General features: G+C 69.3%; 27 protein-coding genes. 10 read left to right on the top strand and 17 right to left on the bottom strand.

The genetic code is table 11. The features are described from left to right. Nucleotides 1–5: 5 nt before the first annotated feature. Nucleotides 6–1,091: an Acg family FMN-binding oxidoreductase gene (locus BrevBR_RS07740; RefSeq protein WP_340000504.1), complete on the bottom strand. Its 1,086-nt coding sequence runs from the start codon at nt 1,089–1,091 to the stop codon at nt 6–8. Nucleotides 1,092–1,171: 80 nt separating this feature from the next. Here BrevBR_RS07740 and BrevBR_RS07745 point away from each other — a divergent pair, with 80 nt between their 5' ends. Beyond that, nucleotides 1,172–2,425, top strand: coding sequence for a UbiH/UbiF/VisC/COQ6 family ubiquinone biosynthesis hydroxylase (locus BrevBR_RS07745; protein ID WP_340000505.1), 1,254 nt, complete (start codon nt 1,172–1,174; stop codon nt 2,423–2,425). Here the strand turns inward: BrevBR_RS07745 and BrevBR_RS07750 are convergent. The 5 genes from BrevBR_RS07750 to rpe all read right to left on the bottom strand — a co-directional run bounded on the left by BrevBR_RS07750 (nt 2,422) and on the right by rpe (nt 6,772). After that, a complete protein-coding gene (locus tag BrevBR_RS07750) occupies nt 2,422–2,616 on the bottom strand; it encodes a Trm112 family protein (RefSeq protein WP_332640263.1) in 195 nt (64 codons plus the stop codon). The genes BrevBR_RS07745 and BrevBR_RS07750 overlap by 4 nt on opposite strands. A 49-nt stretch (nt 2,617–2,665) precedes the next feature. Continuing rightward, a complete protein-coding gene (locus BrevBR_RS07755) occupies nt 2,666–3,325 on the bottom strand; it encodes an LON peptidase substrate-binding domain-containing protein (RefSeq protein WP_332640264.1) in 660 nt (219 codons plus the stop codon). Between the two features lie 10 nt (nt 3,326–3,335). Next, complete coding sequence (gene trxA / locus BrevBR_RS07760; protein WP_340000506.1) at nt 3,336–4,232, bottom strand: thioredoxin; 897 nt, start codon at nt 4,230–4,232, stop codon at nt 3,336–3,338. Between the two features lie 75 nt (nt 4,233–4,307). Further along, on the bottom strand, nt 4,308–6,116 hold the full coding sequence (locus tag BrevBR_RS07765) for a heparinase II/III family protein (RefSeq protein WP_340000507.1): 1,809 nt from the start codon (nt 6,114–6,116) through the stop codon (nt 4,308–4,310). After that, nucleotides 6,113–6,772: a ribulose-phosphate 3-epimerase gene (gene rpe / locus BrevBR_RS07770; protein WP_340000508.1), complete on the bottom strand. Its 660-nt coding sequence runs from the start codon at nt 6,770–6,772 to the stop codon at nt 6,113–6,115. Before rpe ends, BrevBR_RS07765 begins: the two co-directional genes overlap by 4 nt. Nucleotides 6,773–6,876: 104 nt before the next feature. On the opposite strand from rpe, the gene BrevBR_RS07775 reads away from it, so the two are divergent. Continuing rightward, on the top strand, nt 6,877–7,338 hold the full coding sequence (locus BrevBR_RS07775) for an OsmC family protein (RefSeq protein ID WP_340000509.1): 462 nt from the start codon (nt 6,877–6,879) through the stop codon (nt 7,336–7,338). Here the strand turns inward: BrevBR_RS07775 and BrevBR_RS07780 are convergent. Genes BrevBR_RS07780 through purH form a run of 3 tightly spaced genes read right to left on the bottom strand, consistent with a single transcriptional unit; the run spans nt 7,335 to nt 10,262 of the window. Continuing rightward, nucleotides 7,335–8,090: a dienelactone hydrolase family protein gene (locus tag BrevBR_RS07780; RefSeq protein WP_340000510.1), complete on the bottom strand. Its 756-nt coding sequence runs from the start codon at nt 8,088–8,090 to the stop codon at nt 7,335–7,337. The two genes, BrevBR_RS07775 and BrevBR_RS07780, sit on opposite strands and share 4 nt — an antisense overlap. Nucleotides 8,091–8,100: 10 nt before the next feature. Next, the gene (locus BrevBR_RS07785) at nt 8,101–8,604 is read right to left on the bottom strand and encodes a hypothetical protein (protein ID WP_340000511.1); all 504 of its coding nucleotides are present in this window, start codon (nt 8,602–8,604) and stop codon (nt 8,101–8,103) included. Between the two features lie 53 nt (nt 8,605–8,657). After that, a complete protein-coding gene (purH, locus tag BrevBR_RS07790; RefSeq protein ID WP_340000512.1) occupies nt 8,658–10,262 on the bottom strand; it encodes a bifunctional phosphoribosylaminoimidazolecarboxamide formyltransferase/IMP cyclohydrolase in 1,605 nt (534 codons plus the stop codon). A gap of 111 nt (nt 10,263–10,373) precedes the next feature. On the opposite strand from purH, the gene BrevBR_RS07795 reads away from it, so the two are divergent. Both BrevBR_RS07795 and BrevBR_RS07800 read left to right on the top strand, forming a co-directional pair. Then, a complete protein-coding gene (locus tag BrevBR_RS07795) occupies nt 10,374–10,670 on the top strand; it encodes an autorepressor SdpR family transcription factor (protein ID WP_332640272.1) in 297 nt (98 codons plus the stop codon). Continuing rightward, the gene (locus BrevBR_RS07800) at nt 10,667–11,041 is read left to right on the top strand and encodes an ammonium transporter (RefSeq protein WP_332640273.1); all 375 of its coding nucleotides are present in this window, start codon (nt 10,667–10,669) and stop codon (nt 11,039–11,041) included. Before BrevBR_RS07795 ends, BrevBR_RS07800 begins: the two co-directional genes overlap by 4 nt. A 1-nt stretch (nt 11,042) precedes the next feature. Here BrevBR_RS07800 and BrevBR_RS07805 read toward each other — a convergent pair whose 3' ends face one another. After that, on the bottom strand, nt 11,043–11,573 hold the full coding sequence (locus BrevBR_RS07805; RefSeq protein ID WP_442881326.1) for a prolyl-tRNA synthetase associated domain-containing protein: 531 nt from the start codon (nt 11,571–11,573) through the stop codon (nt 11,043–11,045). Nucleotides 11,574–11,625: 52 nt separating this feature from the next. Here BrevBR_RS07805 and BrevBR_RS07810 point away from each other — a divergent pair, with 52 nt between their 5' ends. Next, nucleotides 11,626–12,366, top strand: a complete 741-nt coding sequence (locus BrevBR_RS07810) for a DUF6065 family protein (protein WP_332640274.1) — start codon at nt 11,626–11,628, stop codon at nt 12,364–12,366. 31 nt (nt 12,367–12,397) lie between these two features. Here BrevBR_RS07810 and BrevBR_RS07815 read toward each other — a convergent pair whose 3' ends face one another. The 4 genes from BrevBR_RS07815 to BrevBR_RS07830 form a co-directional block, all read right to left on the bottom strand. Then, entirely contained in the window at nt 12,398–12,952 is a 555-nt protein-coding gene (locus tag BrevBR_RS07815) for a CC0125/CC1285 family lipoprotein (RefSeq protein WP_340000513.1), read from the bottom strand. Between the two features lie 82 nt (nt 12,953–13,034). Continuing rightward, the gene (locus tag BrevBR_RS07820) at nt 13,035–13,667 is read right to left on the bottom strand and encodes a LysE family translocator (RefSeq protein WP_332640276.1); all 633 of its coding nucleotides are present in this window, start codon (nt 13,665–13,667) and stop codon (nt 13,035–13,037) included. Between the two features lie 100 nt (nt 13,668–13,767). Further along, nucleotides 13,768–14,346 (bottom strand): hypothetical protein, encoded by a 579-nt coding sequence (locus BrevBR_RS07825; RefSeq protein ID WP_340000514.1) that lies wholly within the window; start codon nt 14,344–14,346, stop codon nt 13,768–13,770. 109 nt (nt 14,347–14,455) lie between these two features. Continuing rightward, entirely contained in the window at nt 14,456–14,917 is a 462-nt protein-coding gene (locus tag BrevBR_RS07830) for a translation initiation factor IF-2 (protein WP_332640278.1), read from the bottom strand. 127 nt (nt 14,918–15,044) lie between these two features. On the opposite strand from BrevBR_RS07830, the gene BrevBR_RS07835 reads away from it, so the two are divergent. After that, nucleotides 15,045–16,343: a PQQ-dependent sugar dehydrogenase gene (locus BrevBR_RS07835; protein ID WP_340000515.1), complete on the top strand. Its 1,299-nt coding sequence runs from the start codon at nt 15,045–15,047 to the stop codon at nt 16,341–16,343. Here BrevBR_RS07835 and BrevBR_RS07840 read toward each other — a convergent pair. After that, nucleotides 16,340–17,584, bottom strand: coding sequence for an argininosuccinate synthase (locus BrevBR_RS07840; protein WP_332640280.1), 1,245 nt, complete (start codon nt 17,582–17,584; stop codon nt 16,340–16,342). The two genes, BrevBR_RS07835 and BrevBR_RS07840, sit on opposite strands and share 4 nt — an antisense overlap. 72 nt (nt 17,585–17,656) lie before the next feature. On the opposite strand from BrevBR_RS07840, the gene BrevBR_RS07845 reads away from it, so the two are divergent. Next, nucleotides 17,657–18,520, top strand: coding sequence for a hypothetical protein (locus BrevBR_RS07845; protein WP_340000516.1), 864 nt, complete (start codon nt 17,657–17,659; stop codon nt 18,518–18,520). An 8-nt stretch (nt 18,521–18,528) separates the two neighbouring features. Here the strand turns inward: BrevBR_RS07845 and htpX are convergent, their stop codons facing one another. Next, entirely contained in the window at nt 18,529–19,488 is a 960-nt protein-coding gene (gene htpX, locus BrevBR_RS07850) for a zinc metalloprotease HtpX (RefSeq protein ID WP_340000517.1), read from the bottom strand. Between the two features lie 85 nt (nt 19,489–19,573). Between htpX and BrevBR_RS07855 the strand changes: the two genes are divergently transcribed. The 3 genes from BrevBR_RS07855 to BrevBR_RS07865 all read left to right on the top strand — a co-directional run bounded on the left by BrevBR_RS07855 (nt 19,574) and on the right by BrevBR_RS07865 (nt 21,351). Then, nucleotides 19,574–19,822 (top strand): DUF1674 domain-containing protein, encoded by a 249-nt coding sequence (locus tag BrevBR_RS07855; RefSeq protein WP_445214747.1) that lies wholly within the window; start codon nt 19,574–19,576, stop codon nt 19,820–19,822. 69 nt (nt 19,823–19,891) lie between these two features. Then, nucleotides 19,892–20,368, top strand: coding sequence for a hypothetical protein (locus BrevBR_RS07860; RefSeq protein ID WP_340000518.1), 477 nt, complete (start codon nt 19,892–19,894; stop codon nt 20,366–20,368). Nucleotides 20,369–20,505: 137 nt separating this feature from the next. Next, on the top strand, nt 20,506–21,351 hold the full coding sequence (locus BrevBR_RS07865; protein ID WP_340000519.1) for a hypothetical protein: 846 nt from the start codon (nt 20,506–20,508) through the stop codon (nt 21,349–21,351). Here the strand turns inward: BrevBR_RS07865 and pyrF are convergent. Next, complete coding sequence (gene pyrF / locus BrevBR_RS07870) at nt 21,348–22,067, bottom strand: orotidine-5'-phosphate decarboxylase (RefSeq protein WP_340000520.1); 720 nt, start codon at nt 22,065–22,067, stop codon at nt 21,348–21,350. The genes BrevBR_RS07865 and pyrF overlap by 4 nt on opposite strands. Nucleotides 22,068–22,078: the final 11 nt, after the last annotated feature.

Consider the following 22,078-nt stretch of genomic DNA (forward strand, 5'->3'; position numbering starts at 1 on the left):
AGGGGTCACACGATCACGGACGCAACCGGTCTGCGGGGAGAGAACGGCAGAACCGGGCCCCAACCGAAGCGCAGCACAAGATCAGGCCGCAGCCCGGCCTCCCCGACAAGCGCCGCGAGCGCCGGCCTCAGCCCGGCCACCTCGACCGGCTGGTTGACGAAGGCGCAGCGGAGATCCAGGGCGGTGGCGGCCAGCATGAATCGCTGGCAGGCGCGCCCGACCGTCATCCAGTGCGCCGGATCCGCGCGCTCCGCCAGAAACACCGCCAGACCGGACGAGGACCCGATCTGTCGGGCGTAGCGCTCGTTCTCCGCCGCCGCGCCGAAGAAGCGGTCGAAGGCGATTCCGCCCAAGCTGGCAGGCAGGATGGGATTGCCGCTCGACGCCGAGTACAGGCCGTCGCCGGTCCGCATGGCGTCGGCTGGATTGAACCGGAGCCACCGCTTCAGCTCGGCCATGAAGGCCGGATCGGTCATCTGCGCCTCATTGCCGGCGACGACGAGATCCCGCGCCTGATCGATGCGCGGCCGGTCAGTCAGCAGGATCATCCGCACGCCGGGCGTGTCCGCGGCCCGCCGCAGGGTTTCGAGGTCGCGATTCGCCACGGGCCGGCCGTCGTACAGCGTCCGGCTGCAGCGGCGCGCGGGGATGGCGGCGAACAACGGGTCGGCTCGCTCCGGCCCAGCCTCCATGACAAATCGGGCGCCCGATCCGTCCGAGGACAGGGCTCCGGGCCGCCCCGTCGCGATCGCGGCGATGCGCAGATTTTCCGCCGCGCAGCCGAGGCTGACGAACAGATGATGGTCGTCCGGGTCGACCACGGGGGTGCGCCGCGAAAGATCGGGCAGGATGTCGATCGTCCCGCCCTCGATCCGGAACCGCCAGGGCTGGGTGTTGTGGCCGTTCGCGGCCAGGGTCGCGTACCGGATCAGATCGGCTGTCGCCGGATCGGGCGGCAGGGCCGCGCGCAGCCGGTCCGAATAGCGGTCGTAGTCGCCTGCTGAGCCCGTCGCGGCGCGCCAACCGACGAGTCCGGCGCCGCTCGCCAGAGCGATCGCGCCGCCCCCAAGGAGCAAGTCCCGCCGTTTCATCGCCAGCCTCCAGCCTGAGCCATAGCGCCGCAGTCGCGACGGGGCTTTGACCTCGCTCAATCACGGCGCGACAAGGGAGGATGGCCGATACAGAACACTATGACCTTATCGTCGCCGGCGCGGGGCTGGTCGGGGCGACCTTCGGACTGGCGGCGGCCCAGGGCGGGCTGAAGGTCGTGCTGGTTGATCCGCAGCCCTTCTCCCTGCAGCTGGCGCCGGTGTTCGACGGCCGGTCGACGGCCATCGCCTTTTCGACCTTCCGCATGCTGGACGCGCTGGGCGTGGGCGCGGCCCTGCGTCCGCACGCCTGCCGGATGGACCGGATTCTGGTCACCGACGGGCGGCGGCCGGGGGCGGCCTCGCGGCCGGCGGGTTCGGCCTTCCTGCGCTTTGACGCGGACGAGATCGGCGACCGCACCGACGGGGAGCCGCTCGGCTATATGGTCGAGAACCGGCGCATCCGGATCGCACTGGCCGAGGCCGTCATGGCCGCCGGGATCGAGGTCCGGGCGCCCGCATCGGTCGCGGCCGTGGAGGCCGGACCGGCGCGGACCGTGGTGACGCTCGCCGATGGCGCGCGGCTGGAGGCCCCGCTGGTGGTCGGGGCGGAGGGCCGCGGCTCACGGGTGAGACAAGCCGCCGGGATCGACACGGTCGGCTGGGGCTATGGCCAAAGCGGCGTCGTGGCGACCGTGTCCCTGGGCCGGGACCACGGCAATGTGGCGCATGAGTATTTCCTTCCGGCGGGCCCGTTCGCCATCCTGCCCCTGACCGAACAGCGGGCCAGTCTGGTGTGGACCGAGACGACGCGCCGCGCCGAAGCGTTGAAGGCCGCGTCGGACGCCGCCTTCCAGTCGCATCTGATGCGGCGGTTCGGGGACTTCCTGGAGGATGTGACGGTGGTCGGGCCACGCTTCGTCTATCCGCTGTCGCTGCAGCTGGCCGAGGCGATGACCGCACCCCGCACCGCCCTGATCGGCGACGCCGCCCACGCGGTGCATCCGGTGGCGGGACAGGGGCTGAACATGGGACTGAAGGACGCCGCCGCCCTGGCGGAGGTGCTGGTCGAGGCCATGAGGCTGGGCGAGGACATCGGCTCGGAGACGGTGCTGGACCGCTACGCCCGCTGGCGGCGGTTCGACAACACCGCGCTGGCGGCGGGTTTCGACGGCTTCGTGCGGCTGTTCTCGAACGACGCGCCGCCGGTGCGGCTGGCGCGCGGTCTGGGCATAGCGGCGGTCAACCGGATTGCGCCGTTGCGGCGGGCCTTCATGCACGAGGCCGGCGGGGCGACGGGAGATTTGCCGAAACTGCTCAGGGGCGAAGCGGTCTAATCCAGCGTCCGCGCCTCTTCCGGCAGCATGATCGGCACGCCGTCGCGGATCGGATAGGCCAGTTTCGCGCCTTTCGAGACCAGCTCCTGCCGCTCGCGGTCATAGGTCAGCCTGCCGCGCGTGACCGGGCAGACCAGCACCTCCAGCAGGCGGGGATCGACCGAGGCGGGGGTGTGGAAGGTATCGGACATGGAAGCTTTCTAGAGGTCGCTCGCGGGCGGCGCTACTCGGGTGCGACCATCACTGCATCTGCGGGGTGTCGCCCTCGCCGTCGCTGGCGGCGTCGATGGTCAGCAGGGCGGTCAGCACGCCCGAGCGGTCGATCAGGCCGGGCGCTTCCAGCAGGGCCTGTTTCTCGGACGGTTCGAACGGCAGGGCCATGGACAGGCTGTTGACCAGGGCCTCGGGCGGAGCGGTTTCGGCGGTGTCCCAGTCGATGTCGAGGCCGCGCGTCTCCAGATAGGCGCGCAGGGCGTCCAGCAGACCGTCGCGGTCCAGGCCGATGTCGTCGACCGGCGGGGCGGTCAGATCGTCCTCGAACGGGGCGAAGTCGGCGCGGATCTGGCGGTAGGGGGTCTGGACCGGCAGTTCGCTGGCCAGACGAAAGCGGGCGCAGCCGGTGAGGGTGATCAGATAGCGGCCGTCCGAGGTCTCGGCGAAACTGGTGATCCGCCCGGCGCAGCCGACGGGCGACAGATTGGGCAGGCGGGCCGGACCGGCCTGGGGCTGGAGCATGCCGATGATGCGGTCGCCGGCCATCGCGTCATCGACCATGTTCAGATAGCGCGGTTCGAAGATGTTCAGCGGCAGCTGGCCGCGCGGCAGCAGGATGGCGCCCGGGAGCGGGAAGACGGGGATCACCTGCGGCAGGTCGGCGGCCTTCACATATCCCTGCGCCATCCGGGACCTCCTATGCGAACAGGATGGAGGACAGGCGGCGGCGGCCATCCCGTGCGATGTCGGAGGCTCCGCCCGCGGCGTCGAAGACGACCAGCAGCTGTTTGCGGGCGGCCTGGTCGTTCCATTCGCGGTCGGCGGCGACGATGGCCAGCAGGCTGTCGACCGCGCCCTTCAGATCGCCGGCCGAGGCCTGGGCCAGCGACAGGTCGTAGCGGGCCTGATGGTCTGCGGGGTTGGCGGCGACCCTGGCTTCCAGTTCGGACGCCGCGCCGGTCGGGGCGGCCGAGGCGAGGGCCAGCTGGGCGCGGACGCTCTGGACCGTGGGCTCCTTCGAGTCCTGCGGGGCCATGGCGATGGTCTGTCGGGCCTGGTCGGCGTCGCCATCGGCCAGATAGACGCGGGCCATGCCGGCGATGGCCTTTTCGTTGCCGGGCTCGATGGTCAGCAACTGGGCGAAGGCCTGGGCCGCGCCGCCGAGGTCGTTCAGCGACAGCGATTCCTCGCCCAGCGACAGCAGCTGTTCGATGTCGGAGTTGCCGCTTTCGCCCCCCGTCAGCTTGTCAATGAAGGCCTTGAGCTGGCTGTCCGGCACGGCGCCCTGGAAGCCGTCGACCGGCTGGCCGTTGACGAAGGCGTAGACGGTGGGGATCGACTGGACGCGCAGCTGGCCCGCATAGGCCGGGTTCTTGTCGACATCGATCTTGACCAGTTTCACCGCCCCGCCGGCGGCGCGGACGGCCTTTTCGATCATCGGCGTCAGGGTCCGGCAGGGTCCGCACCATGTGGCCCAGAAATCGACCAGCACCGGCTGGGTCCTCGACGCCTCGATGACGTCGGTCATGAAGCCGGCGTCCGAGCCGTCCTTGATCAGGTCGTCAGGCAGGGCGGTGGGGTCGGCGAGGCTCATGGTTTGTCCTGTGGTCGGATAGGCGTAACGCGGCAGCAAACAGATGGTCGCGACGACCCTTCGCCTCAAGGGCGGTCAGGTGGGATCGCCGCCCGCCCCGGCGGGGCTCAACTTCCAGCGGATCTTGGTTTCGGAATCGGTGCGGGCCGAGCCGCGCACCACGATCTGCAGCGAGCGCCGGGTCAGGCCCTCGTCGATGTGCACCGAGGGCTCGATGGCCACGTCGGGTCCGTCGGTGCGGAACCACCAGCCGCGGCCCGAATGGCCGCGCAGCAGGATGGAGCGGCGGTCGCGGGCCAGCGAGGCCTGGACGCCGGGCTCGAGCTGGAAACGCACGGCATAGGGGGCGGCGATGGCGCGGACGACGTCCTTCTGGCCCGGGGCGGGGTGCAGCCGCTCCTCGGCGCGCAATTCGTCGAGCCGCTGGTCCAGATACAGGCGGCGCTGGTGCAGCAGGCCGTAGTCGTGGACCCAGCCGTCGTGCTCGACCTCCAGCCAGACCGCGCCCTCGCCGTCGCGCTGATCGACCACGACGTGCAGCGGCCGGCCCACCAGACGGTGGTCCAGCAGATCCCCTTTCCAGCCGCCGAGGGGCTCTCCGGTCGAGCCGTCTCCAAGGGTCAGGGTCGAATGGCCGGGCGCGAGGCGCAGGCCCTGACGGTCGGCGGCGCGCGGGGTCCAGCCGCAGCCGGTGACCAGCCGGTCCTTGCCGCAGACGATCTCCAGCGCCATCGGCTGGGCGCAGGCGGCGGCCGACCAGGCGCCGCGGGCCGGGGCGGCGACGTCGGCGGCGATGGTCAGAAGCGGGCTGCGGATGCGGGTGATCCCGGCGACGGTTCCGCCCGCGGCGTCCGGATGGGTTTCGTCATGGACACGGGCGGCGGCGACGCGGGCTGCGGTCGAGGGACCGCCGCCCTGCATGGCGATCAGCCGGCCGTCGGGCAGGGTCTGCAGGCGCAGGGCGCGGGTCAGGCGCTGGATGGCGGCGCGAACGGCGTCCGGCGCGGCGTCTGAAACCTGCGACAGGGCGTCGTCGAGCGTCAGCAGGTCGAGCAGGAGTTCCAGCCCGGCTTCCGGGCTGCGGGTGGCGTGGCCGCCGTCGGGGCCGACGGTGCGGTCGAGGGCGCCGGGCAGGCCGTTCAGGGCCGAGCGGCGCAGGGCGACGCCCGGCGCGCCGGCGAGGGTGCAGCCGACGATGGCGGCGGCGGTGAGGCGCTCGGCCTTGCCGGCCAGGCCGCCCGGCGGGCGCAGCAGCTGGCGGCCCTGACGGCCGAGAATGTCGGCCAGTCGGACCCGCTCGGCCTCGGTAGCGACCTGCCCCATGCGGCGGGCGGCGCAGGACAGATGAATGGCGCGGCGGGCGAGGATGTCCGGGCCCCAGGCGAAGGGCGACCAGCGCGAGAAGGCGTCGGCCCAGGCCAGGGTCAGGCGCACGGCCTCGCGCGCGCCGCGTTCGCCCTGAAGCATAAGGGACGGCAGCCAGGCGAAGCTGTGCAGTTCGACGGCGAAGGCGCGGGTCGGGCTGGGCCGGTTCCACGGATCCTCGGGGGCGCCGGCCTCGAGGCTGGATCCGGCGAGGGTGAATTTCCCGCCCAGAACCGTCTTGCCCTGAACCGGATCGACGGGGCGGAAGTCGCGCGGGGTGGCCGCGAAGCCCAGGGCCGGACGCCCCTTGAGGGTCAGGCTGTAGCCCGGCAGGCCATAGAGCTCGATCCACAGCTGGCGGGTCAGCAGCCGGCCGATGACGGCCGGCCACAGGCCGGGGCCGCTGGAGACGCCGGTGGTCTTGACGGGAGTCCGCATCGGGGCCCCGCGCAGACCGGGGATTTCTCCGGGCGCGGGACCGTCGGCTTCGGGGCGGGCGAAGGGTCCGGGAGGGCTCACGCTGCCTTCAGGGCCTGGATGTTGGCGGCATAGGCGGAAGGCCCGCCGCGGAAGACGGCCGTGCCGGCGACCAGGGCGTCGGCCCCGGCGGCGACGCAGGCGCCGGCGTTGGCGGCGGTGACTCCGCCGTCGACCTGCAGGTGCGCCTTCGAGCCGGCGGCGTCGAGGATGGCGCGGGCCTTTCCGATCTTGCGCAGGGTGGTGTCGATGAAGGACTGGCCGCCGAAGCCCGGATTGACCGACATCAGCAGGACCAGATCGACCAGCTCGACCACGTCGTCGAGCACGCTCAGCGAGGTGCCGGGGTTCAGGACCACGCCGGCTTTCGCGCCCAGCTGGCGGATGCGGCCAAGGGTGCGGTGCAGGTGCGGCCCGCTCTCGGGATGGACGGTCAGGATGTCGGCGCCGGCCTCGCGGTAGGCCTCCAGCCAGGGATCGACCGGGGCGACCATCAGGTGGACATCGAACGGCAGGGCCGTATGCGGCCGCAGGGCCTTCACCACATCGGGGCCGATGGTGATGTTGGGGACGAAATGCCCGTCCATGACGTCGACGTGGATCCAGTCGGCGCCGGCGGCGTCGAGGGCGCGGACCTCCTCGCCCAGACGGGCGAAGTCGCTGGCGAGGATCGAGGGGCAGATCAGGGGCGCGGCCATGTCAGCGGGATAAGGCGGGTCGGGGGCGGGAGCAAGGCGCAGGCTTGGGTTCGGGGTCCTGGGGAGCTACACGGTTCAGTCATTGGCCAGGATGGAGACCCCCGATGAGCGAACATGTCGCGACCGTGGAATGGAGCCGGGGCGGCCAGCCCTTCAGCGACAACCGCTATTCCCGCGCCCACGACTGGCGGTTCGACGGCGGGGCGGTGGTTCGGGGCTCCTCGGCTCCGTCCAGCGTGCCGGAGCCGATGTCGGACGCGGCGGCCGTGGACCCCGAAGAGGCGCTGGTGGCGGCGGTGTCCAGCTGCCACATGTTGTTTTTCCTCGCCTATGCGGGCAAGGCCGGCTTCGTGGTCGACCGCTACAGCGACGACGCCGTGGGCCGTCTGGGCAAGGACGAGCGCGGCAAGATCTCGATCACCGAGGTGACGCTGCGGCCCGCAGTCGTCTTCTCGGGCGAGACCCGGCCAGACGCGGCGGCGCTGGAGGTGCTGCATCACCGGGCGCATGAGGCCTGCTACATCGCCAATTCGATCCGCGCCGAGGTGACGGTCGAGCCGCGCTAGACCTTCGGCGCCACGGCGACGTCGTTCAGAAGGGCCGTGAACCGCCGCACCGCCTCCTCGGCAAGGTCCGGGTGGTAGCGCATCGGCGGCGCGGTCATGGGCTCGTCGAAGGAATGGGTGCCGTCGGCGATCCAGGTCTCGACATCGGCTCCGCAGCGCCGGACCATGTCATGCACCCGTTCGGCGTTGCGGACCGTGGTCAGGTGGTCGGTGCGCGAGATGACGGCCAGGGTCTTCGGGCAATGGGTCCACGGCCGCATCCGGTTGACTGCGCCGATGCCGACGTAGGGATAGGCCAGATAGGCGCCGATCACGCCGTCGAGAGAAACCGCGCCGGGATCCTCGACGCCGAGCATGCGCCGCCCGCGCGGCGAGCTCATCGCCTCCATGATGCCCCAGCCGCCGTGGCTCCAGCCGGCCAGAACGATCTTCGAGGCGTCCACGTCACGCCGTTGGGACACGCCGTACAGCGCCGCCAGCACGTCGCCGGCCCGCTGCGAGCCGTGCAGCAGGACACCGGTGCAAACCATGGCCATGGCGAACTGGCGGCTCCAGCCGCGCGGCCTGTAGGAATCGACGATGACCGCCCGCCAGCCAGCTGCGACGGCCGCCGCGGCATAGCGCGGCAGGTGGTCGCGCAGACCCCCGCAGCCGTGGAACAGGATCACGGTCGGACGCGGCCGGTCGTCATCCGGGCCGACCACGAGGGCATGAGGTTCCAGGCGAGCCCAGCGGTCGGCGAGAGTATCCATGCCGGACAGCCTAGCCGTTGTGATCGCTTTTTCCGAGATAGACATCGATCAGATATCGTCCGTCAGACCCTTGCGGCCCGAAGCGGCGTTCCAGCTCGGCCATGATCGTGGCGTCGACCAGACGCTTCTTTTCCTCGGAGCGGGCGCGGCGGCGCCTGAAGCCGGCCGCCACGCCCCGGGCGAACTCCATCTGCCGGGCGCGGACGCGGATGTTGACCGAGGTGTCCTCGCCCAGCTCGATGAACCGGGCCATCGGCCCGGCCATGAGGTCCTTCAGCGTCCACGGCATGTCAAAATACGCCGAGTTCGACAGCAGGACGTAGTCGTCGATGGCGGCCCAATCCACCGAACCGTCGCGCCGCCTCGGAGGCCTGTGCCTATTGCGGACTGCCGCCTCGTATTCCGCCCGGGCGAGCCAGCGGGCCCTGACCCGCCTCGCCAGCCGCATCCGGGCGGTCTGGCGACGGACCCATTTGCGGGCGCGATCCGGAAGGGAGGTCGGTCGGTTCTGCATATGGCCAAGATTGGAAGGAGCCCGTCAGGGCGCAATCCGTATCCGGCCGCCCGTTAGTGCCGGAAGACCCGCACTCCCGTAAAGGCCATGGCCACGCCGGCCTCGTCGGCGGCGGCGATGACCTCGTCGTCGCGGATCGAACCGCCGGGCTGGATCACCGCCGTCGCCCCGGCCGCGACCGCTTCCAGCAGACCGTCGGCGAAGGGGAAGAAGGCTTCGGAGGCGCAGGCGCTGCCTTGGGCCAGCGAATGGGCCAGGCCCTTGGCCTCGCCGGCTTCGCGGGCGCGGATGGCGGCGATGCGGGCCGAGTCGCGGCGATTCATCTGGCCGGCGCCGATGCCGGCGGTCTGTCCGTCCTTCGCATAGACAATGGCGTTCGACTTGACGTGCTTGGCCACGGTGAAGGCGAACAGCATGTCCTCGATCTCCTGCGGCGTCGGCTGGCGGCGGGTGACGATCTTCAGGTCGGCGGGGGCGATGCGGCTGCGGTCGCGCGACTGGACCAGAAAGCCGCCGGCCACCGAGCGGAACACCTCGCCGGCCGCCAGCGGGTCGGGCAGGCCGTCGGTCAGCAGCAGGCGCAGGTTCTTCTTGGCGGCGAAGATGGCTTGCGCCTCCTCGTCGGCGCCGGGGGCGATGACCACCTCGGTGAAGATGTCGGTGATCAGTTTCGCATCCGCGCCCGAGAGGGGCCGGTTGACTGCGACCACGCCGCCGAAGGCCGAGACGGCGTCGCATTCCAGCGCGCGGGCATAGGCGGTCGACAGGTCGGCGCCCACAGCGACACCGCAGGGGTTGGCGTGTTTGACGATGACGCAGGCGGGGGCCTCGAACTCCGCGACCAGTTCGTATGCGGCGTCGGCGTCGGCGATGTTGTTGTAGCCCAGCTCCTTGCCCTGCAGCTGGCGGGCGTGGGCGACGCCGGGGCGCGCATCACCCGTGCGGTAGAAGGCGCCGGTCTGATGCGGGTTCTCGCCGTAGCGCAGGGTCTGGGCCAGGGAGCCGGCGATGGATTTGCGCGCGGGGGCGGCGTCCTCGACCTGACCGGCGAACCAGCCCGAGACGGCGGCGTCATAGGCGGCGGTGCGGGCGAAGGCGCGGGCGGCGAGGCGTTTGCGAAGCTCAAGCGTGGTCGCCCCCTCGGTCTTCAGCGCCTCCAGCAGTTCGGCGACGGAGGTCTGGTCGACGCAGACGGCGACATAGCCGTGGTTCTTGGAGCCGGAACGGATCATGGCCGGGCCGCCGATGTCGATGTTCTCGACCACGGCGTCGAAACCGCCGCCGGACGCCACCGTGGCCTCGAACGGATAGAGGTCGACCCAGACGATATCGATCGGGCCGATGTTGTGGGTGGTCATGGCCTCGGCGTGGTCGGCCGCGCCGCGCACGCCCAGCAGGCCGCCGTGGACCACGGGGTGCAGGGTCTTGACCCGGCCGTCCATCATCTCGGGGAAGCCGGTCAGATCGGCGACGTCCTTCACCGGCACGCCGAAGCCGGCGATGGCGGCGCGGGTGCCGCCCGTCGAGACCAGTTCGACGCCGAGGTCGTGCAGGGTGCGGGCGGCCTCCTCCAGTCCGGTCTTGTCGGACAGGGAGATCAGGGCGCGCATCGGCGCCACGCGGTCGGGCGCGGGAGGAAAATCGGGAGCGGCGGGCATGGCGGCGTCCGTATCTGGCGTGGGGGTCGGGGAGACGCGCCGCCTCTAGCATCAGTCGCGCCGGGATAGAACGTCCTTGACTCATTTCGACGATTAGCTAATTGTCTCATCATGAGTCAGGTTTTCAAGGCCCTTTCCGATCCGACGCGGCGCCGCGTTCTGCAACTGCTGCAGAACGGGCCGATGAGCGCAGGAGATCTGAGCGATCAGTTCGACGTCTCCAAACCGACGATGTCGGCGCATTTCGCGGTGCTGAAGGAGGCCGATCTGGTGCACGCCGAGAAGGCCGGCAAGTCCGTCATCTATCACCTGAAGCTCTCGGTGCTGGAAGAGGCGCTGCTGGGCTTCGTCGGTTCATTCAACCTCGGCGCGGAAACGCCTGGGCCCAAAAAGGAGACTGCGAAATGAACAAGGATCTGGTTGGAAGCCTCGCCTGGGCCGGCGGCCTGATCGGCCTGGGCCTCGTCGCGAGTTTCGCGCGGCAGCAGGGCTATATCGACGCCGATACGACCACCCGCATCGTCCTGACCGCCATCGGACTGATGGTCGCCTGGTTCGGAAACCGGATGCCCAAGGCGTTCGTCCCGAGCGCCCGCGCCCGCCAGGCCACCCGGGTCGCCGGCTGGTCGATGGCGCTGAGCGGACTGATCTATGCGGCGCTCTGGGCCTTCGCCCCGCTTGAGGTGGCGTTGATTGTCGGATGCGGCGCGGTGATCGCCGGGATAGCCGTGACCTTCCTCTACTGCCTGTCGTTGCGGTCCCGGGGAACGGCGGCCTAGGTCATTCGCCCAGCCGGGCGAAATCCACCACCATCGGCTCGCGCCCGATCAGCGACAGGAACCGCCGGAACGCCGCCTGCGCCAGCGCTGTCGTCGCCGTATTGGTCAGGGGGTGGAAGTTGACGATGTCGGCGTCCCACAGGGCCTTGTCGAGGACGAAGGTCACCCGCCGGTCCGGATCGTTGATCAGCCCCAGGGCGGTGACCGACCCGCCGCGCACGCCCAGCGTCTCGTACAGCAGGGCCTCGGCGCCGAAGGACAGCTTGTCCGAGCCGATGGTCCTGGGCGCGCGCTTCAGATCGACGACCGTGTCCTGACGGGCGGAGATCAGCCACAGACGGCCCTTCTTGTCCTTGAGAAACAGGTTCTTGGTGTGGGCGCCGGGCATGGCGGCCTTGAGCTCCAGCCCTTCCTCGACGCGGAAGACGGCGGGGTGGTCCCGGGTCGTTTGATCAACGCCCTTGTCGGCCATCCACGCCAGAAGGCGGTCGCGGTTGAAGGCGGGAGGCGGCGTCGGCTTGTCTTCGGTCATCCGCCGAAGCTAGGGAAGATGATCTGCCCCGCCTAGTCGCCCGGAGATCGTCGTGGAACTCGAATGCTATCCGATGACGCAAACGCCGCCGGACCTGGTGCCCGGCCGGCAGTCGCGCAACTGGATGGACGCCTTCGCCAGCCGGCATCCCTATCGCTGCCTGCCGCTGAACATGGCCAACACCACGGGCTGGGAGATCCTGTGCCCGCTGACCTTCACCGCCGAATGGAACGGCGGCCCCAGTCAGGCGGACATCGTCATCACGCCTGAACGACACAATGCCGACCTGACCCATGTCGTGACCTCGCATTTCTCGCGCGGGGTTCTGACCATGCATCCGCAGTATCTGTTCCGCACGCCTCCGGGCTGGGGCCTGCTGGCTGGCGGGTCGCCCAACCATATGAAGGACGGCATCCAGCCTCTGGTCGGGCTGATCGAGACCGACTGGCTGCCCTTCCCCTTCACCATGAACTGGCTGTTCACCCGTCCGGGCCGGGTGAAGTTCGAGAAGGGCGAGCCCTTCTGCTTCATCACCCCGATCGAGCACCGCAAGGTCGAAACCATGCAGCCGGTGATCCGCTCGCTGGAATCCAATCCGGTCATGCACGGCCAGTTCGAGGCCTGGAACCGGGCCCGCACCGATTTCAACAAACGGCTGGCCTCCGGCGATCCCGACGCGGCCAAGGAGGCGTGGCAGCGCTACTATTTCAAGGGCGAGATCCCCGAGGATCTCGGCACGGCGCCCGAGACCCACGTCAACAAGCGCCGGCTCAAGTCGCCGCGCGTGGGCTGAACCCTCCCCGCCGCCGCGGGGAGGTCAGGCATCACATCGGCCGGGTGACGCGCGGGCCGAGGTTGGAGATCACTTCGCCGGCGTCGAAGGCGTTCGGATCGCCGGCCGGCTTGGCGCCGCGGCCCATGACGATCTCGGCCGTGGCCTCGAAACGGTCGATCTCGCGCACGTCGAAGTCGCGGCTGCCCCAGAAGGGGTCGCCCCACGGGCTCCAGTAGCCGCGGCGGTAGTAGCGCCACGACGGACCCCAGAAGGGGCTGTACCGGTCATAATAAAAGGGATCGGGAGTGGCTTGCAGACGCACGTCGCGGTCGACGGCGCGATTGACGGTGGCGAACCAGTCGTAGCCGTTCTCGCGGGTGACCTCGGCCGCGCGCAGCAACAGGCCCATCTCGACCTGTTCGCGTGAGGTCACGGAATTGCCCGAGAAGCTGACGCGATACCGGTCGGCGTCGACACGCTGTTCGGAATAGCCGTAGCGGCTGCCTTCGCCGGCCGGGCCATAGGGGGTGGCCGTGGCGCAGGCGGACAGGGCCAGAGCCGCCGTCGCCGCCAGAAGCACGGGCCTGAGGAACCGATATCTCATGGGAACTCTCCTTGACGCGACATGACGCGCCCTGCCTGCTGAACGGGACATGAACAGCGTCGTTCCGCCCTGACACAAGCCCTTATAAACGCGTAACAATAAGGATCGATGCACTCAGAAGAAGAACGCCGGTCATGAGCGCGAACCCCGTGCGGAAACGCGGCTCGCCCATGCGCCGCGCGAGGGCCGCCCCACCCAGACCGTAGGCGGACATGGTCAGCACGTCCATGCCGATCGTGGCGAGGGCGAACAGGGCCAGTTGGGGCGCCGCCGGACGGTTCACATCGAGGAAGGGCGGCAGGACGGCGGTAAAGAACAGCACCGCCTTGGGATTGGCGATCTGGACCATGAAGCCGTCGACCAGGGCGCTGCGTCCCATCTGGACGGTGGGCGCGTCGGGATCGGCCGCGGTGCGGAAGGCGCCGCGCATGGCCTTGATCCCCAGCCACGCCACATAGAGGGCGCCGCCGATCGAGATCAGCCGGAAGACCTGGGGAAAGGCCACCACCAGGGCGCCCAGGCCCAGGGCCGCAGCGCCGAACCAGACGAGGGTGGCCGCATTCATGCCGACCACGCCCAGCAGCGCCCCGGCCTTGCCGCGCTGGACGCCGTTTGCGACCGAGAAGACGTTGGCGGGCCCCGGGGTGATCGCCATCACCATCATGACCCCCAGGAAGGTCAGATACAGGTGCGGATCAACGGGCAGGCTGGCCATGCCGTCCTGTCCGGCAGTCGCCGGCCACGGTCAAGCCCGGCCGGCGCGGCGGGCGCGGGTCGAGGGAGAGGTGTTGCGCCGGCGCTCCGGCCCCTCCCGGTCAGTCCTCGTCGGACTTCTCAGGCTGGGCGGCCTCGGCGTTGGCCTCCGCGATGGCCTCGGCGACCGCGGTGTTGGCCTCGGCGATGTGGACCTCGACTTCGTCCATGGAGTCCAGGGCTTCGCCGACGGCGTATTCCGCCATCAGGCCGTAGGTGGCCATGTGTTCCGGGTCGTTCGAGGCCCAGGCGCCGTTGCTGGCGATGCCCTGCGCGGCGGCCAGGGCGCCCGAAGCCTGAACCTCGGTCAGGGCCTCGGTGACAATGGCGTCGATGTCGATATTGGCCAGGGCCTCGGCGGCGATGGCCGAAGCGTGCCGGGCCGCGACCTCAGTGAACGCGGTCACGTCAGGCTGATACTCGGTCCACAGGGCGGCGATGCGTAGCTCGCGCTGGGTCTCGGTGAGGCTCTTGTCCTCGCCGATGGCCTCGGCGCGCTCGCCGAAGGACTCCATCCGAGCCTCGAAGGCTTCAGCGGCGGCTTCAAGGGCGTCTTCGGACGGGCCGCGCACTTCAGCGGCGACGGCGGTCGACAGGGGCAGGAGGGCCAGGGCGGCGGCGAGGGAGAGGGCCTTGATCATCGGGTGGCTCCATGGGCGTGCAGCTCAAAATCCGCCCAATGCCGTCCGGCCTCAAGTGAAATCGCGGTAAGGCGGCGGGTCCGAACCCGCCGCCTTTCGTTTCAACGACTTACTGCGGCGTGGCCGGAGCGGCCGCACTCGCGGCTGCCTGCAGCACCCTGGCCTTGGTGGCGGCGGGGACGCCCGTGATCTGGCCGCGGAGCATCGGACCCATCTGGGCCATCTGGGCCTGGGCCTCGGCCGGCATCGAGGGCAGCTGCGAGGCGATGAAGGCCTCCAGATCGTCCGCGAAGGCGTCGGCCTGAGGCTGATAGCGGGCGGCGATGGCGTCCAGATCGGCGTTGGCCTTCGCCGTGTCGGCGCCGGCGGCGGTCGCGGCGGCCTGCATTTCGCGGGTCATGGACTCGATGGCGGCCTCGAAGGCTTCACCCTTGGCCTCGAACGCGGCCTCGGCCTCGGCAGCCGCCGCCTCGGGCGCGGGCGCGGGCGGGGCGCCGGGGGGCACCTGGGCGAGGGCGGGCGCGGCGAAGGCCAGGGCGGCCGATGCGGCGAGGACCAAACGGATAGGCATGACGGGTTCCTGCTGCGGGAAGAGGCGACTGCTCCTTATCACAGTGCGCCGCCAACAGGCGCCGGCCCGGGAGAATTTGTCGAAAGCCCGGTCCGGGCTAGCGTGTCAGGTCTCAAGGGTTCCGCCGATGATCCGCCGCCTCGTCCTCGCCGTACTGTTTCTCGCGGGTCTCGCCGCTCCGGCCGCCGGCCAAGGCCCGGGGCAGGGCGCCGGACGGGCCTATGCGGTCCAGGGCGAGTGCGGCGGCCGCCCTCGAACACTGGTCGCGATGGCCGACGGCTATTGCATGGGCCGGGTTTGGCAGCGGGCGGGCGACGCGGGGCCGCGGATGCCGCGCGGCCTGCTCGAACTCCCCGGCGGCGACTGGCTGGTCACCGACCTGGGATCGTGGGACGCCGGCCGGGGCGCCGTGTGGCGGATGTCGCCGCAGCACGGCGGCGGCGTGCGATGGGTCCGACTGATCCGCGGCCTGTCGATGCCCCACGCGATCGCGCGCGGCCCTGACGGACGGATCTATGTCGCCGAGATGAGCCGCATCCTCGCCTTCGACCCGGCCCGGCCGGACGCGGCTGTGGCCGTGATCGAAGGCCTGCCGGACAACAGGCTGCATGAGAATCGGCACCCCCTTTCCAGCTTTGTGTTCGACGGCGACGGGGCCCTGCTGGTCAATGTCGGAGCACCCTCGGACCGGTGCCTGACAGCGACGGGCGCGCCCATCACGGAAGCGCACGGGCAGTGCGCCGAGACGGCTGAACAGGCGATGGTGCGGCGCTACGCCGCCACGGCGCCCGGCCGATGGAGCCGGGACTGGACGGTGTTCGCCGCCGGCCTGCGCAATTCGGTGGCCATGGTCCGGCATTCGTCGGGCGCGGTGTTCCAGGCCGAGAACTCCGTCGATCTGACGACGCCCGACCGGCCGTTCGACGAGATCAACCGGCTGACGCCGGGAGGCCACTACGGCTGGCCCTATTGCACCGACATGGCGACCGCCCTGCCCGGCTGGACCGCCCGGCCCGCGCGCTGCGGCGAACGGACGGCGCCGGTCTCGCTGCTGCCGCCGCACGCCGCGCCGCTGGCCATGCTCTATTACGACGGGGCTATGTTCCCCGAGTTGCGCGGGCGGATGCTGATGAGCTGGCACGGCTATCGCCGCACCGCCGGGCGGATCGCAGTCATCGAGACGGACGCGTCAGGCGCCCCGCTGACCGACCGCAGCGCGCACTACGCCATCTATCCGCGCGGGTCCCGCCCCTATCCCGCCGATGCGCCCGCGCCGCGCGCCCAAATCCTGACTCCGGGCTGGAACGTGCGGCCGGGCCGGCATCCGCAAGGGTCCCCGGCCGGCCTCGCGGTGGCGCGCGACGGCTCGATCTGGATCGCGGACGATCGCAGCGCGGCCATTCTCAGGATAGCCCGGCCCGACTAGTCCCGATCGCGCGCGTCCCGCTTGCCCAGAACACGCAGACGCAGGGCGTTCAGCTTGATGAAGCCGGCGGCGTCCTTCTGGTCATAGGCGACGGCGCCGTCCTCGAAGGTGACCAGTTCCTGATCGTACAGGCTCTCGGCGCTCTCGCGGCCGATGACCGTGGCGTTGCCCTTGTAGAGCTTGACCCGGACCGTGCCCGAGACCTTCGCCTGCGAATGGTCGATGGCCGCCTGCAGCATCTCGCGCTCGGGCGAGAACCAGAAGCCGTTGTAGACGAGATGGGCGTATTTGACCGCCAGCTCGTCCTTCAGATGCATGGCGCCGCCGTCGAGGGTGATCGACTCGATGCCGCGGTGGGCGGCCAGCAGGATGGTCCCGCCGGGGGTTTCATAGACGCCGCGCGATTTCATGCCGACGAAGCGGTTCTCGACCAGGTCGAGGCGGCCGATTCCGTTGTCGTGGCCGTACTGGTTCAGGGCGGTCAGCAGCGCAGCCGGCGACATCGCCTCGCCGTTGATCGAGACGGGGTCGCCCTTTTCGAAGCCGATGGTGATGACGGTGGCGACGTCCGGCGCGTCCTCGGGCGACAGGGTGCGCTGGTGCACGAACTCGGGGGCCTCGACCGACGGGTCCTCCAGCACCTTGCCCTCGCTGGACGAGTGCAGAAGGTTGGCGTCAACGCTGAACGGAGCCTCGCCCCGCTTGTCCTTGGCGATCGGGATCTGGTGCTTCTCGGCGAAGTCGAGCAGGTGCTCGCGCGACTTGAACGCCCATTCGCGCCACGGGGCGATGACGCGGATGTCGGGCTCCAGCGCATAGTAGCCCAGCTCGAACCGGACCTGGTCGTTGCCCTTGCCGGTGGCGCCGTGACAGACGGCGTCCGCGCCGACCATACGGGCGATCTCGATCTGGCGTTTGGCGATCAGCGGACGGGCGATCGAGGTGCCGAGCAGATACTGGCCCTCGTACAGGGCGTTGGCCCGGAACATGGGGAAGACGTAGTCGCGCACGAACTCCTCGCGCAGGTCGTCGATGAAGATGTTCTCGGGCTTGATGCCCATCTTCAGCGCCTTCTCGCGCGCCGGCGCCAGTTCCTCGCCCTGACCCAGGTCGGCGGTGAAGGTGACGACCTCCGCGCCGTATTCGGTCTGCAACCATTTCAGAATGATGGAGGTGTCGAGGCCGCCGGAATAGGCGAGAACCACTTTGGTCGGGGCCTTCTTGGGCGCGGCTTGGGTCATGCGGGATCCTTCGTGGAACGCGGGGAGGCGTTCGGCGGCGTTGGGCGCGCTTAAAGGACCAGACGCCCCGCGATGCAAGGGCGGGATTGTGACTGTTCTCCTGATGCGTTTATTGATTTCCACCTGAAGGTGAGAAATCCGATGCATCAAAAAGAGCCGTCCTTTTCGCTTATTCCATGGCTGGCCTTCTCAGCTCCCCTGCTCGGTTTAATTTGGTTGATTGTCAGAGCTCAGATTGACCCGATTACCACTTGGCTGGTTGCAAACGATGAGCTGTCGGGTTGGGCACAGGCGATCGGCGCTTTGGCAGCGCTGGCAAGCACAGCCTACATTTCAGGTGTGGAAGGTAGACGATCGAGACGGGCCTTGGAGGCGCAGGCCGCCATTCAACGAGAAGTGTTCGAACACCAAGTGCGTCAGGAATTGGGCGCTCAGAAAGCCAAACGGGACGCTGCTCTTAGCGCGGTCAAAGCGGCCTTCCTCTTCTACGAAAAATCGCTCGCTTCGATGAATAGGATCGGATCATACGCCGCTTTCAAGAGAGCATATGAAAACGACTGGGCGGTATCAAAATCACTTATATCGAATGTGTCTTACGAACATCTCATAAGTTCATCAGATATGCTTCGCGTGTCTTCAATGAATATTATGTTCGGAGATATTGATCGAGCAATAGATAAGCTTGTGGCAATGACAGTGACAGATCTGCACACAAAATATTTCTACAACTATCTATGCAAATCGAAAATTAGGGCGTGTAGACAACTCCTTGTTGCCATGGGTGTCGATTTGGATGGTTTCAGTTTCCCGTCTGAGCTCGAGTTCACGCGAGAAGATTTACTGGCGGCCGAAAATTCCGACGGGTCCGAATGGGGGCCGGATGGAACGGTAGTTCCCAACAGAGAACCCCGGAGCGCCACACCAAATCTAATTTAAAGTCTCCATCATCCCCACGGTCCGCTTTTGAGCTTGGGCGTGGTGGGGACACTAGTTGTCACGGGTTGCGGCGCGGCCTCGGCGAAGACCGGGCGGCGCGGCGCGATTCCCATCGTCGCGCCGAGTTCCATTAAGGCGCGGACGCGATTGCCGGTGGCCGGATGGGTCGAGAACAGGTTGTCGGCGCCGCGTCCCGCCAGCGGATTGATGATGAACAACTGGCCCGAGGCCGGATTGCGCTCGGCCGTGGGATTGACGATGCGGCGGGCCGAGGCGTCGATCTTCTGGAGCGCCGAGGCCAGGGCCCCGGGGTCGCCGGCGATTTCGGCGCCGACGCGGTCGGCTTCGTATTCGCGGCCCCGGCTGATGGCCATCTGCACCAGGCCCGCCGCCATGGGGGCCAGGATCATCAGGGCCAGGGTTCCGAAAATGCCGCCGGGCCGCTCCTCGTCGTCGTTCCCGCCGCCGAAGAACATCGCGAAATTGGCCAGGGCGGCGATGGCGCCGGCGACGGTGGCGGTGACCGTCATGGTCAGGGTGTCGCGGTTCTTCACATGGGCCAGCTCGTGCGCCATGACGCCGCGGATCTCGTCGCGGGTCAGCATGTCCAGCAGGCCGGTGGTGGCGCAGACGGCGGCGTTCTGCGGATTGCGGCCCGTGGCGAAGGCGTTGGGCTGGTCGTTGGGGATGATGGCGATGACGGGCCGGGGCAGGCCGGCGCCCTGCGCCATCTGGACCACGTCGGCGACATAGGCGCGGACCACGGCGTTGGGATGCTGCTCGTCGACCGGCTGGGCCCGGTACATCTTCAAAACGATCTTGTCGGCATTCCAGTAGCTGACCAGATTCATGCCGCCCGCCACGACGAAGGCGATCAGCATGCCCGTCGTTCCGCCGAGCAGATAGCCGATGCCGACGAAAAGGGCGGTCAGGGCCGCCAGCAGGGTGAAGGTCTTCAGGTGGTTCATGCGTTTTACTGGATCACGTCTGGCTGCGCCGGGGGCTAAGCCCTAACTTGTGGAGTTCAACGCCCAGGCTCAAGGCGAGGCCGCTGTGACCGATCATCCCACCCCCGAAGCCGTAATCGAAACGGGGGCCCCGCCGGCCCTCAACGGGGACGTGCCGCACGCCACGCCCGACCGGCCGCTGAGCGAGGCCGCGCGCCGCGCCCTGCTGGAAGCCGCCCAACGCCGCGCCGCCGCGATCGAAGCCGAGCCGCCAGCCGAACATGGCGGCCCGCGCGGGCCCGAGCCGACCCGCTATGGCGACTGGGAGAAGAAGGGTCTGGCGATCGATTTCTGAACCCGTCCGGGAGCGGCAGAACGAAGGCGGACGAACGGCGTTAACCCTTTCGTTCAGGAGACGCCGCCCATGTTTCGCACCCTCGCCGCCGCCGCGGCCCTCGCTACGCTTGCCCTCGCCGGAACGGCCTCGGCCCAGACCTACGGCCAGCCGGTTTATCTCAATGCGTACGGCCGGCCTGTGGGCGGGACGCCGCTATCGGAGGTGGAGACGCGGTCCTATGTCGGGACCGGCCGCCGGGCGGACGGCTACTCCGACCGGCCGCGGGCCTATGTCCCCGCGCCCGGATATGGACGGCCGTATGCGAGCTACGGTTCCAGCTATCGCCAGGCGGGCTACGGCTCCTACGGATACGGCGGCGGCCATCGGTACGGCCACCGCCATGACAGCCGCCGCTACGATCCGCCGTCCCGGCCCGGCTATCGCGATGAGTGGGGTTACCAGGATGACCGCCCGCCGGTCTGGCGAGGACGGAGCGATCAGACCTATCGCTACCGGGATGATCGCGGCTGCGGTTGCGCCGATGTCTATTTTTACGACCGCTGATCGGGCCGAAATACAGGAACAGGGTTAAATTGAAGGGCGTCAGGGGAAAGTCCGCGCCTCGCTTTCACCCCTCCGGTGTAATCCGAACCCTTTTCTTTCCAGAGACTTAGGATGGCTCCAACACCGGAGCCTGTCTCATGCGTATGCTTAACCTGGCGGTCGGAGCCGCCTTCCTGATCCTCGCCGCCGGCCCTGCCCTGGCGGGCGGCCCCACGGGCGGCGGCCATCCCGGTGGCGGACGGCCGAGCTGCGGAGGCTGTCACGGCGGGGGCAGCCGGAATATCAATGTCAACGTCAATGCGAACGCCAGCGCGTCCGCGAGCGCTTCCGCCCGCTCGTACCTGAACGCCCGCACCTACAATGTCGGCGGCGCCCATGGCGTGGTCGGCGGCGGCTCGGTCTATGTCGGCGGCGGCTATGGCGGGGATGTCGGCGGCTATTACGGCGGGGCTGTCTACTACAACGAGGCGCCCTACGAAGGCCGCGCCTGTGCGCCGGCGCCGTTCGGCTATGTTCTGGGCGGGTTCGGACGGGACGAGCGCCACGCCCCCGTATGCGGGACCCGGTACTATGAGGATGCCGACCGGGGCGGCCGCTACGGCTACAGCGAGCGGCGGGACAGCTACGAAGCGAGCCGGTACGAATCCCGCGAGGAATACAGCTCGTTCGAAGCCGGCGTCGTCTACCGCGAGGCGGACTACGGGCGCCGCGAGGAGCGCTACGAGGATCGGGGCGGCTACGACGTCGAATACGGGGCCCGCGAGTACGACCGCGGCTATATGGACGGGCGGCGCGACTGCGACTGCCGGGCCGACGGCCATGACGGCGAACCTTATGAGCCCGCGCCCTACGGCCATGCGCCCGAGCCTCCGCCCGCGCCGGTCTATGAAGCGCCCATGACGCCGAACCAGTATTACGGCATCGGCGGTGAAGCGCCTCCGCCCCGGCAGTATTACAGCCAGGAACCCGGCGAGCGCGGCTAGACGGCGCTCATCCCGGCGACGATGGCCGCAGCCGCCTGAACCGGATCGTCGGCCCCGACCACGGGCCGGGCGACGACCAGATGGCTGGCGCCCGAACGCAGGGCGTCGGCGGGCGCTGCCACGCGCTGCTGGTCGCCCTTGTCGGCGCCGGCGGGACGAACCCCCGGGGTGACGATCAGGAAGTCGGGCCGTCCGGCGGCGACGGCGATCTCGCGCACGCGGGCGGCTTCCAGCGGGCTGGAGACCACGCCGTCGACGCCGCAGTCCAGCGCCTGCCGCACCCGGCGTTCGACCAGATCCGGGGCGGAGAAGCCGTAGCCGAGCTCGACCAGGTCAGCGTCCGACAGGCTGGTCAGGACGGTGACGGCCAGCAGTTTCGTATGCGAGCCGGACGCGTCCCGGCCTTTGACCGCGCCGCGCATGACCTGGGGTTCGGCGTGGACGGTCAGCAGGTCGCAGCCGCCCTCGGCCACGGAGCGGGCCGCCCCTTCGACCTGGGCCCCGATGTCGTGCAGCTTCCAGTCCTGGAACACCTGCTTGCCCCCGGCCCGCAGGGCGTGGGCGAAGGCGACCCCGCCGGGGCGGGCCAGAAGGGTCAGGCCGACCTTGTAGAAGCTGACCCCGTCGCCCAGCCGGTCGACCATGGCCCGGGCGGCGTCGACGGAGGGAAGGTCCAGGCCGACGATCAGGCGGGGGTCGTTCTTCGCAGCCGTCATGACGTCTCCGT

The organism is Brevundimonas sp. BR2-1 (assembly GCF_037626195.1).
Taxonomy (GTDB): domain Bacteria; phylum Pseudomonadota; class Alphaproteobacteria; order Caulobacterales; family Caulobacteraceae; genus Brevundimonas.

What these genes read in the sequence shown, in the direction of transcription:
- BrevBR_RS07825 (WP_340000514.1), bottom strand. Translation starts at nt 14,346, where the DNA reads ATGATCAAGGCCCTCTCCCTCGCCGCCGCCCTGGCCCTCCTGCCCCTG.
- BrevBR_RS07815 (WP_340000513.1), bottom strand. Translation starts at nt 12,952, where the DNA reads ATGAGATATCGGTTCCTCAGGCCCGTGCTTCTGGCGGCGACGGCGGCT.
- BrevBR_RS07830 (WP_332640278.1), bottom strand. Translation starts at nt 14,917, where the DNA reads ATGCCTATCCGTTTGGTCCTCGCCGCATCGGCCGCCCTGGCCTTCGCC.
- htpX (WP_340000517.1), bottom strand. Translation starts at nt 19,488, where the DNA reads ATGAACCACCTGAAGACCTTCACCCTGCTGGCGGCCCTGACCGCCCTT.
- BrevBR_RS07775 (WP_340000509.1), top strand. Translation starts at nt 6,877, where the DNA reads ATGAGCGAACATGTCGCGACCGTGGAATGGAGCCGGGGCGGCCAGCCC.
- BrevBR_RS07835 (WP_340000515.1), top strand. Translation starts at nt 15,045, where the DNA reads ATGATCCGCCGCCTCGTCCTCGCCGTACTGTTTCTCGCGGGTCTCGCC.
- BrevBR_RS07745 (WP_340000505.1), top strand. Translation starts at nt 1,172, where the DNA reads ATGGCCGATACAGAACACTATGACCTTATCGTCGCCGGCGCGGGGCTG.
- purH (WP_340000512.1), bottom strand. Translation starts at nt 10,262, where the DNA reads ATGCCCGCCGCTCCCGATTTTCCTCCCGCGCCCGACCGCGTGGCGCCG.
- BrevBR_RS07795 (WP_332640272.1), top strand. Translation starts at nt 10,374, where the DNA reads ATGAGTCAGGTTTTCAAGGCCCTTTCCGATCCGACGCGGCGCCGCGTT.
- rpe (WP_340000508.1), bottom strand. Translation starts at nt 6,772, where the DNA reads ATGGCCGCGCCCCTGATCTGCCCCTCGATCCTCGCCAGCGACTTCGCC.
- pyrF (WP_340000520.1), bottom strand. Translation starts at nt 22,067, where the DNA reads ATGACGGCTGCGAAGAACGACCCCCGCCTGATCGTCGGCCTGGACCTT.
- trxA (WP_340000506.1), bottom strand. Translation starts at nt 4,232, where the DNA reads ATGAGCCTCGCCGACCCCACCGCCCTGCCTGACGACCTGATCAAGGAC.
- BrevBR_RS07820 (WP_332640276.1), bottom strand. Translation starts at nt 13,667, where the DNA reads ATGGCCAGCCTGCCCGTTGATCCGCACCTGTATCTGACCTTCCTGGGG.
- BrevBR_RS07840 (WP_332640280.1), bottom strand. Translation starts at nt 17,584, where the DNA reads ATGACCCAAGCCGCGCCCAAGAAGGCCCCGACCAAAGTGGTTCTCGCC.
- BrevBR_RS07750 (WP_332640263.1), bottom strand. Translation starts at nt 2,616, where the DNA reads ATGTCCGATACCTTCCACACCCCCGCCTCGGTCGATCCCCGCCTGCTG.
- BrevBR_RS07865 (WP_340000519.1), top strand. Translation starts at nt 20,506, where the DNA reads ATGCGTATGCTTAACCTGGCGGTCGGAGCCGCCTTCCTGATCCTCGCC.
- BrevBR_RS07785 (WP_340000511.1), bottom strand. Translation starts at nt 8,604, where the DNA reads ATGCAGAACCGACCGACCTCCCTTCCGGATCGCGCCCGCAAATGGGTC.
- BrevBR_RS07740 (WP_340000504.1), bottom strand. Translation starts at nt 1,091, where the DNA reads ATGAAACGGCGGGACTTGCTCCTTGGGGGCGGCGCGATCGCTCTGGCG.
- BrevBR_RS07860 (WP_340000518.1), top strand. Translation starts at nt 19,892, where the DNA reads ATGTTTCGCACCCTCGCCGCCGCCGCGGCCCTCGCTACGCTTGCCCTC.
- BrevBR_RS07805 (WP_442881326.1), bottom strand. Translation starts at nt 11,573, where the DNA reads ATGACCGAAGACAAGCCGACGCCGCCTCCCGCCTTCAACCGCGACCGC.
- BrevBR_RS07845 (WP_340000516.1), top strand. Translation starts at nt 17,657, where the DNA reads ATGCAAGGGCGGGATTGTGACTGTTCTCCTGATGCGTTTATTGATTTC.
- BrevBR_RS07755 (WP_332640264.1), bottom strand. Translation starts at nt 3,325, where the DNA reads ATGGCGCAGGGATATGTGAAGGCCGCCGACCTGCCGCAGGTGATCCCC.
- BrevBR_RS07800 (WP_332640273.1), top strand. Translation starts at nt 10,667, where the DNA reads ATGAACAAGGATCTGGTTGGAAGCCTCGCCTGGGCCGGCGGCCTGATC.
- BrevBR_RS07780 (WP_340000510.1), bottom strand. Translation starts at nt 8,090, where the DNA reads ATGGATACTCTCGCCGACCGCTGGGCTCGCCTGGAACCTCATGCCCTC.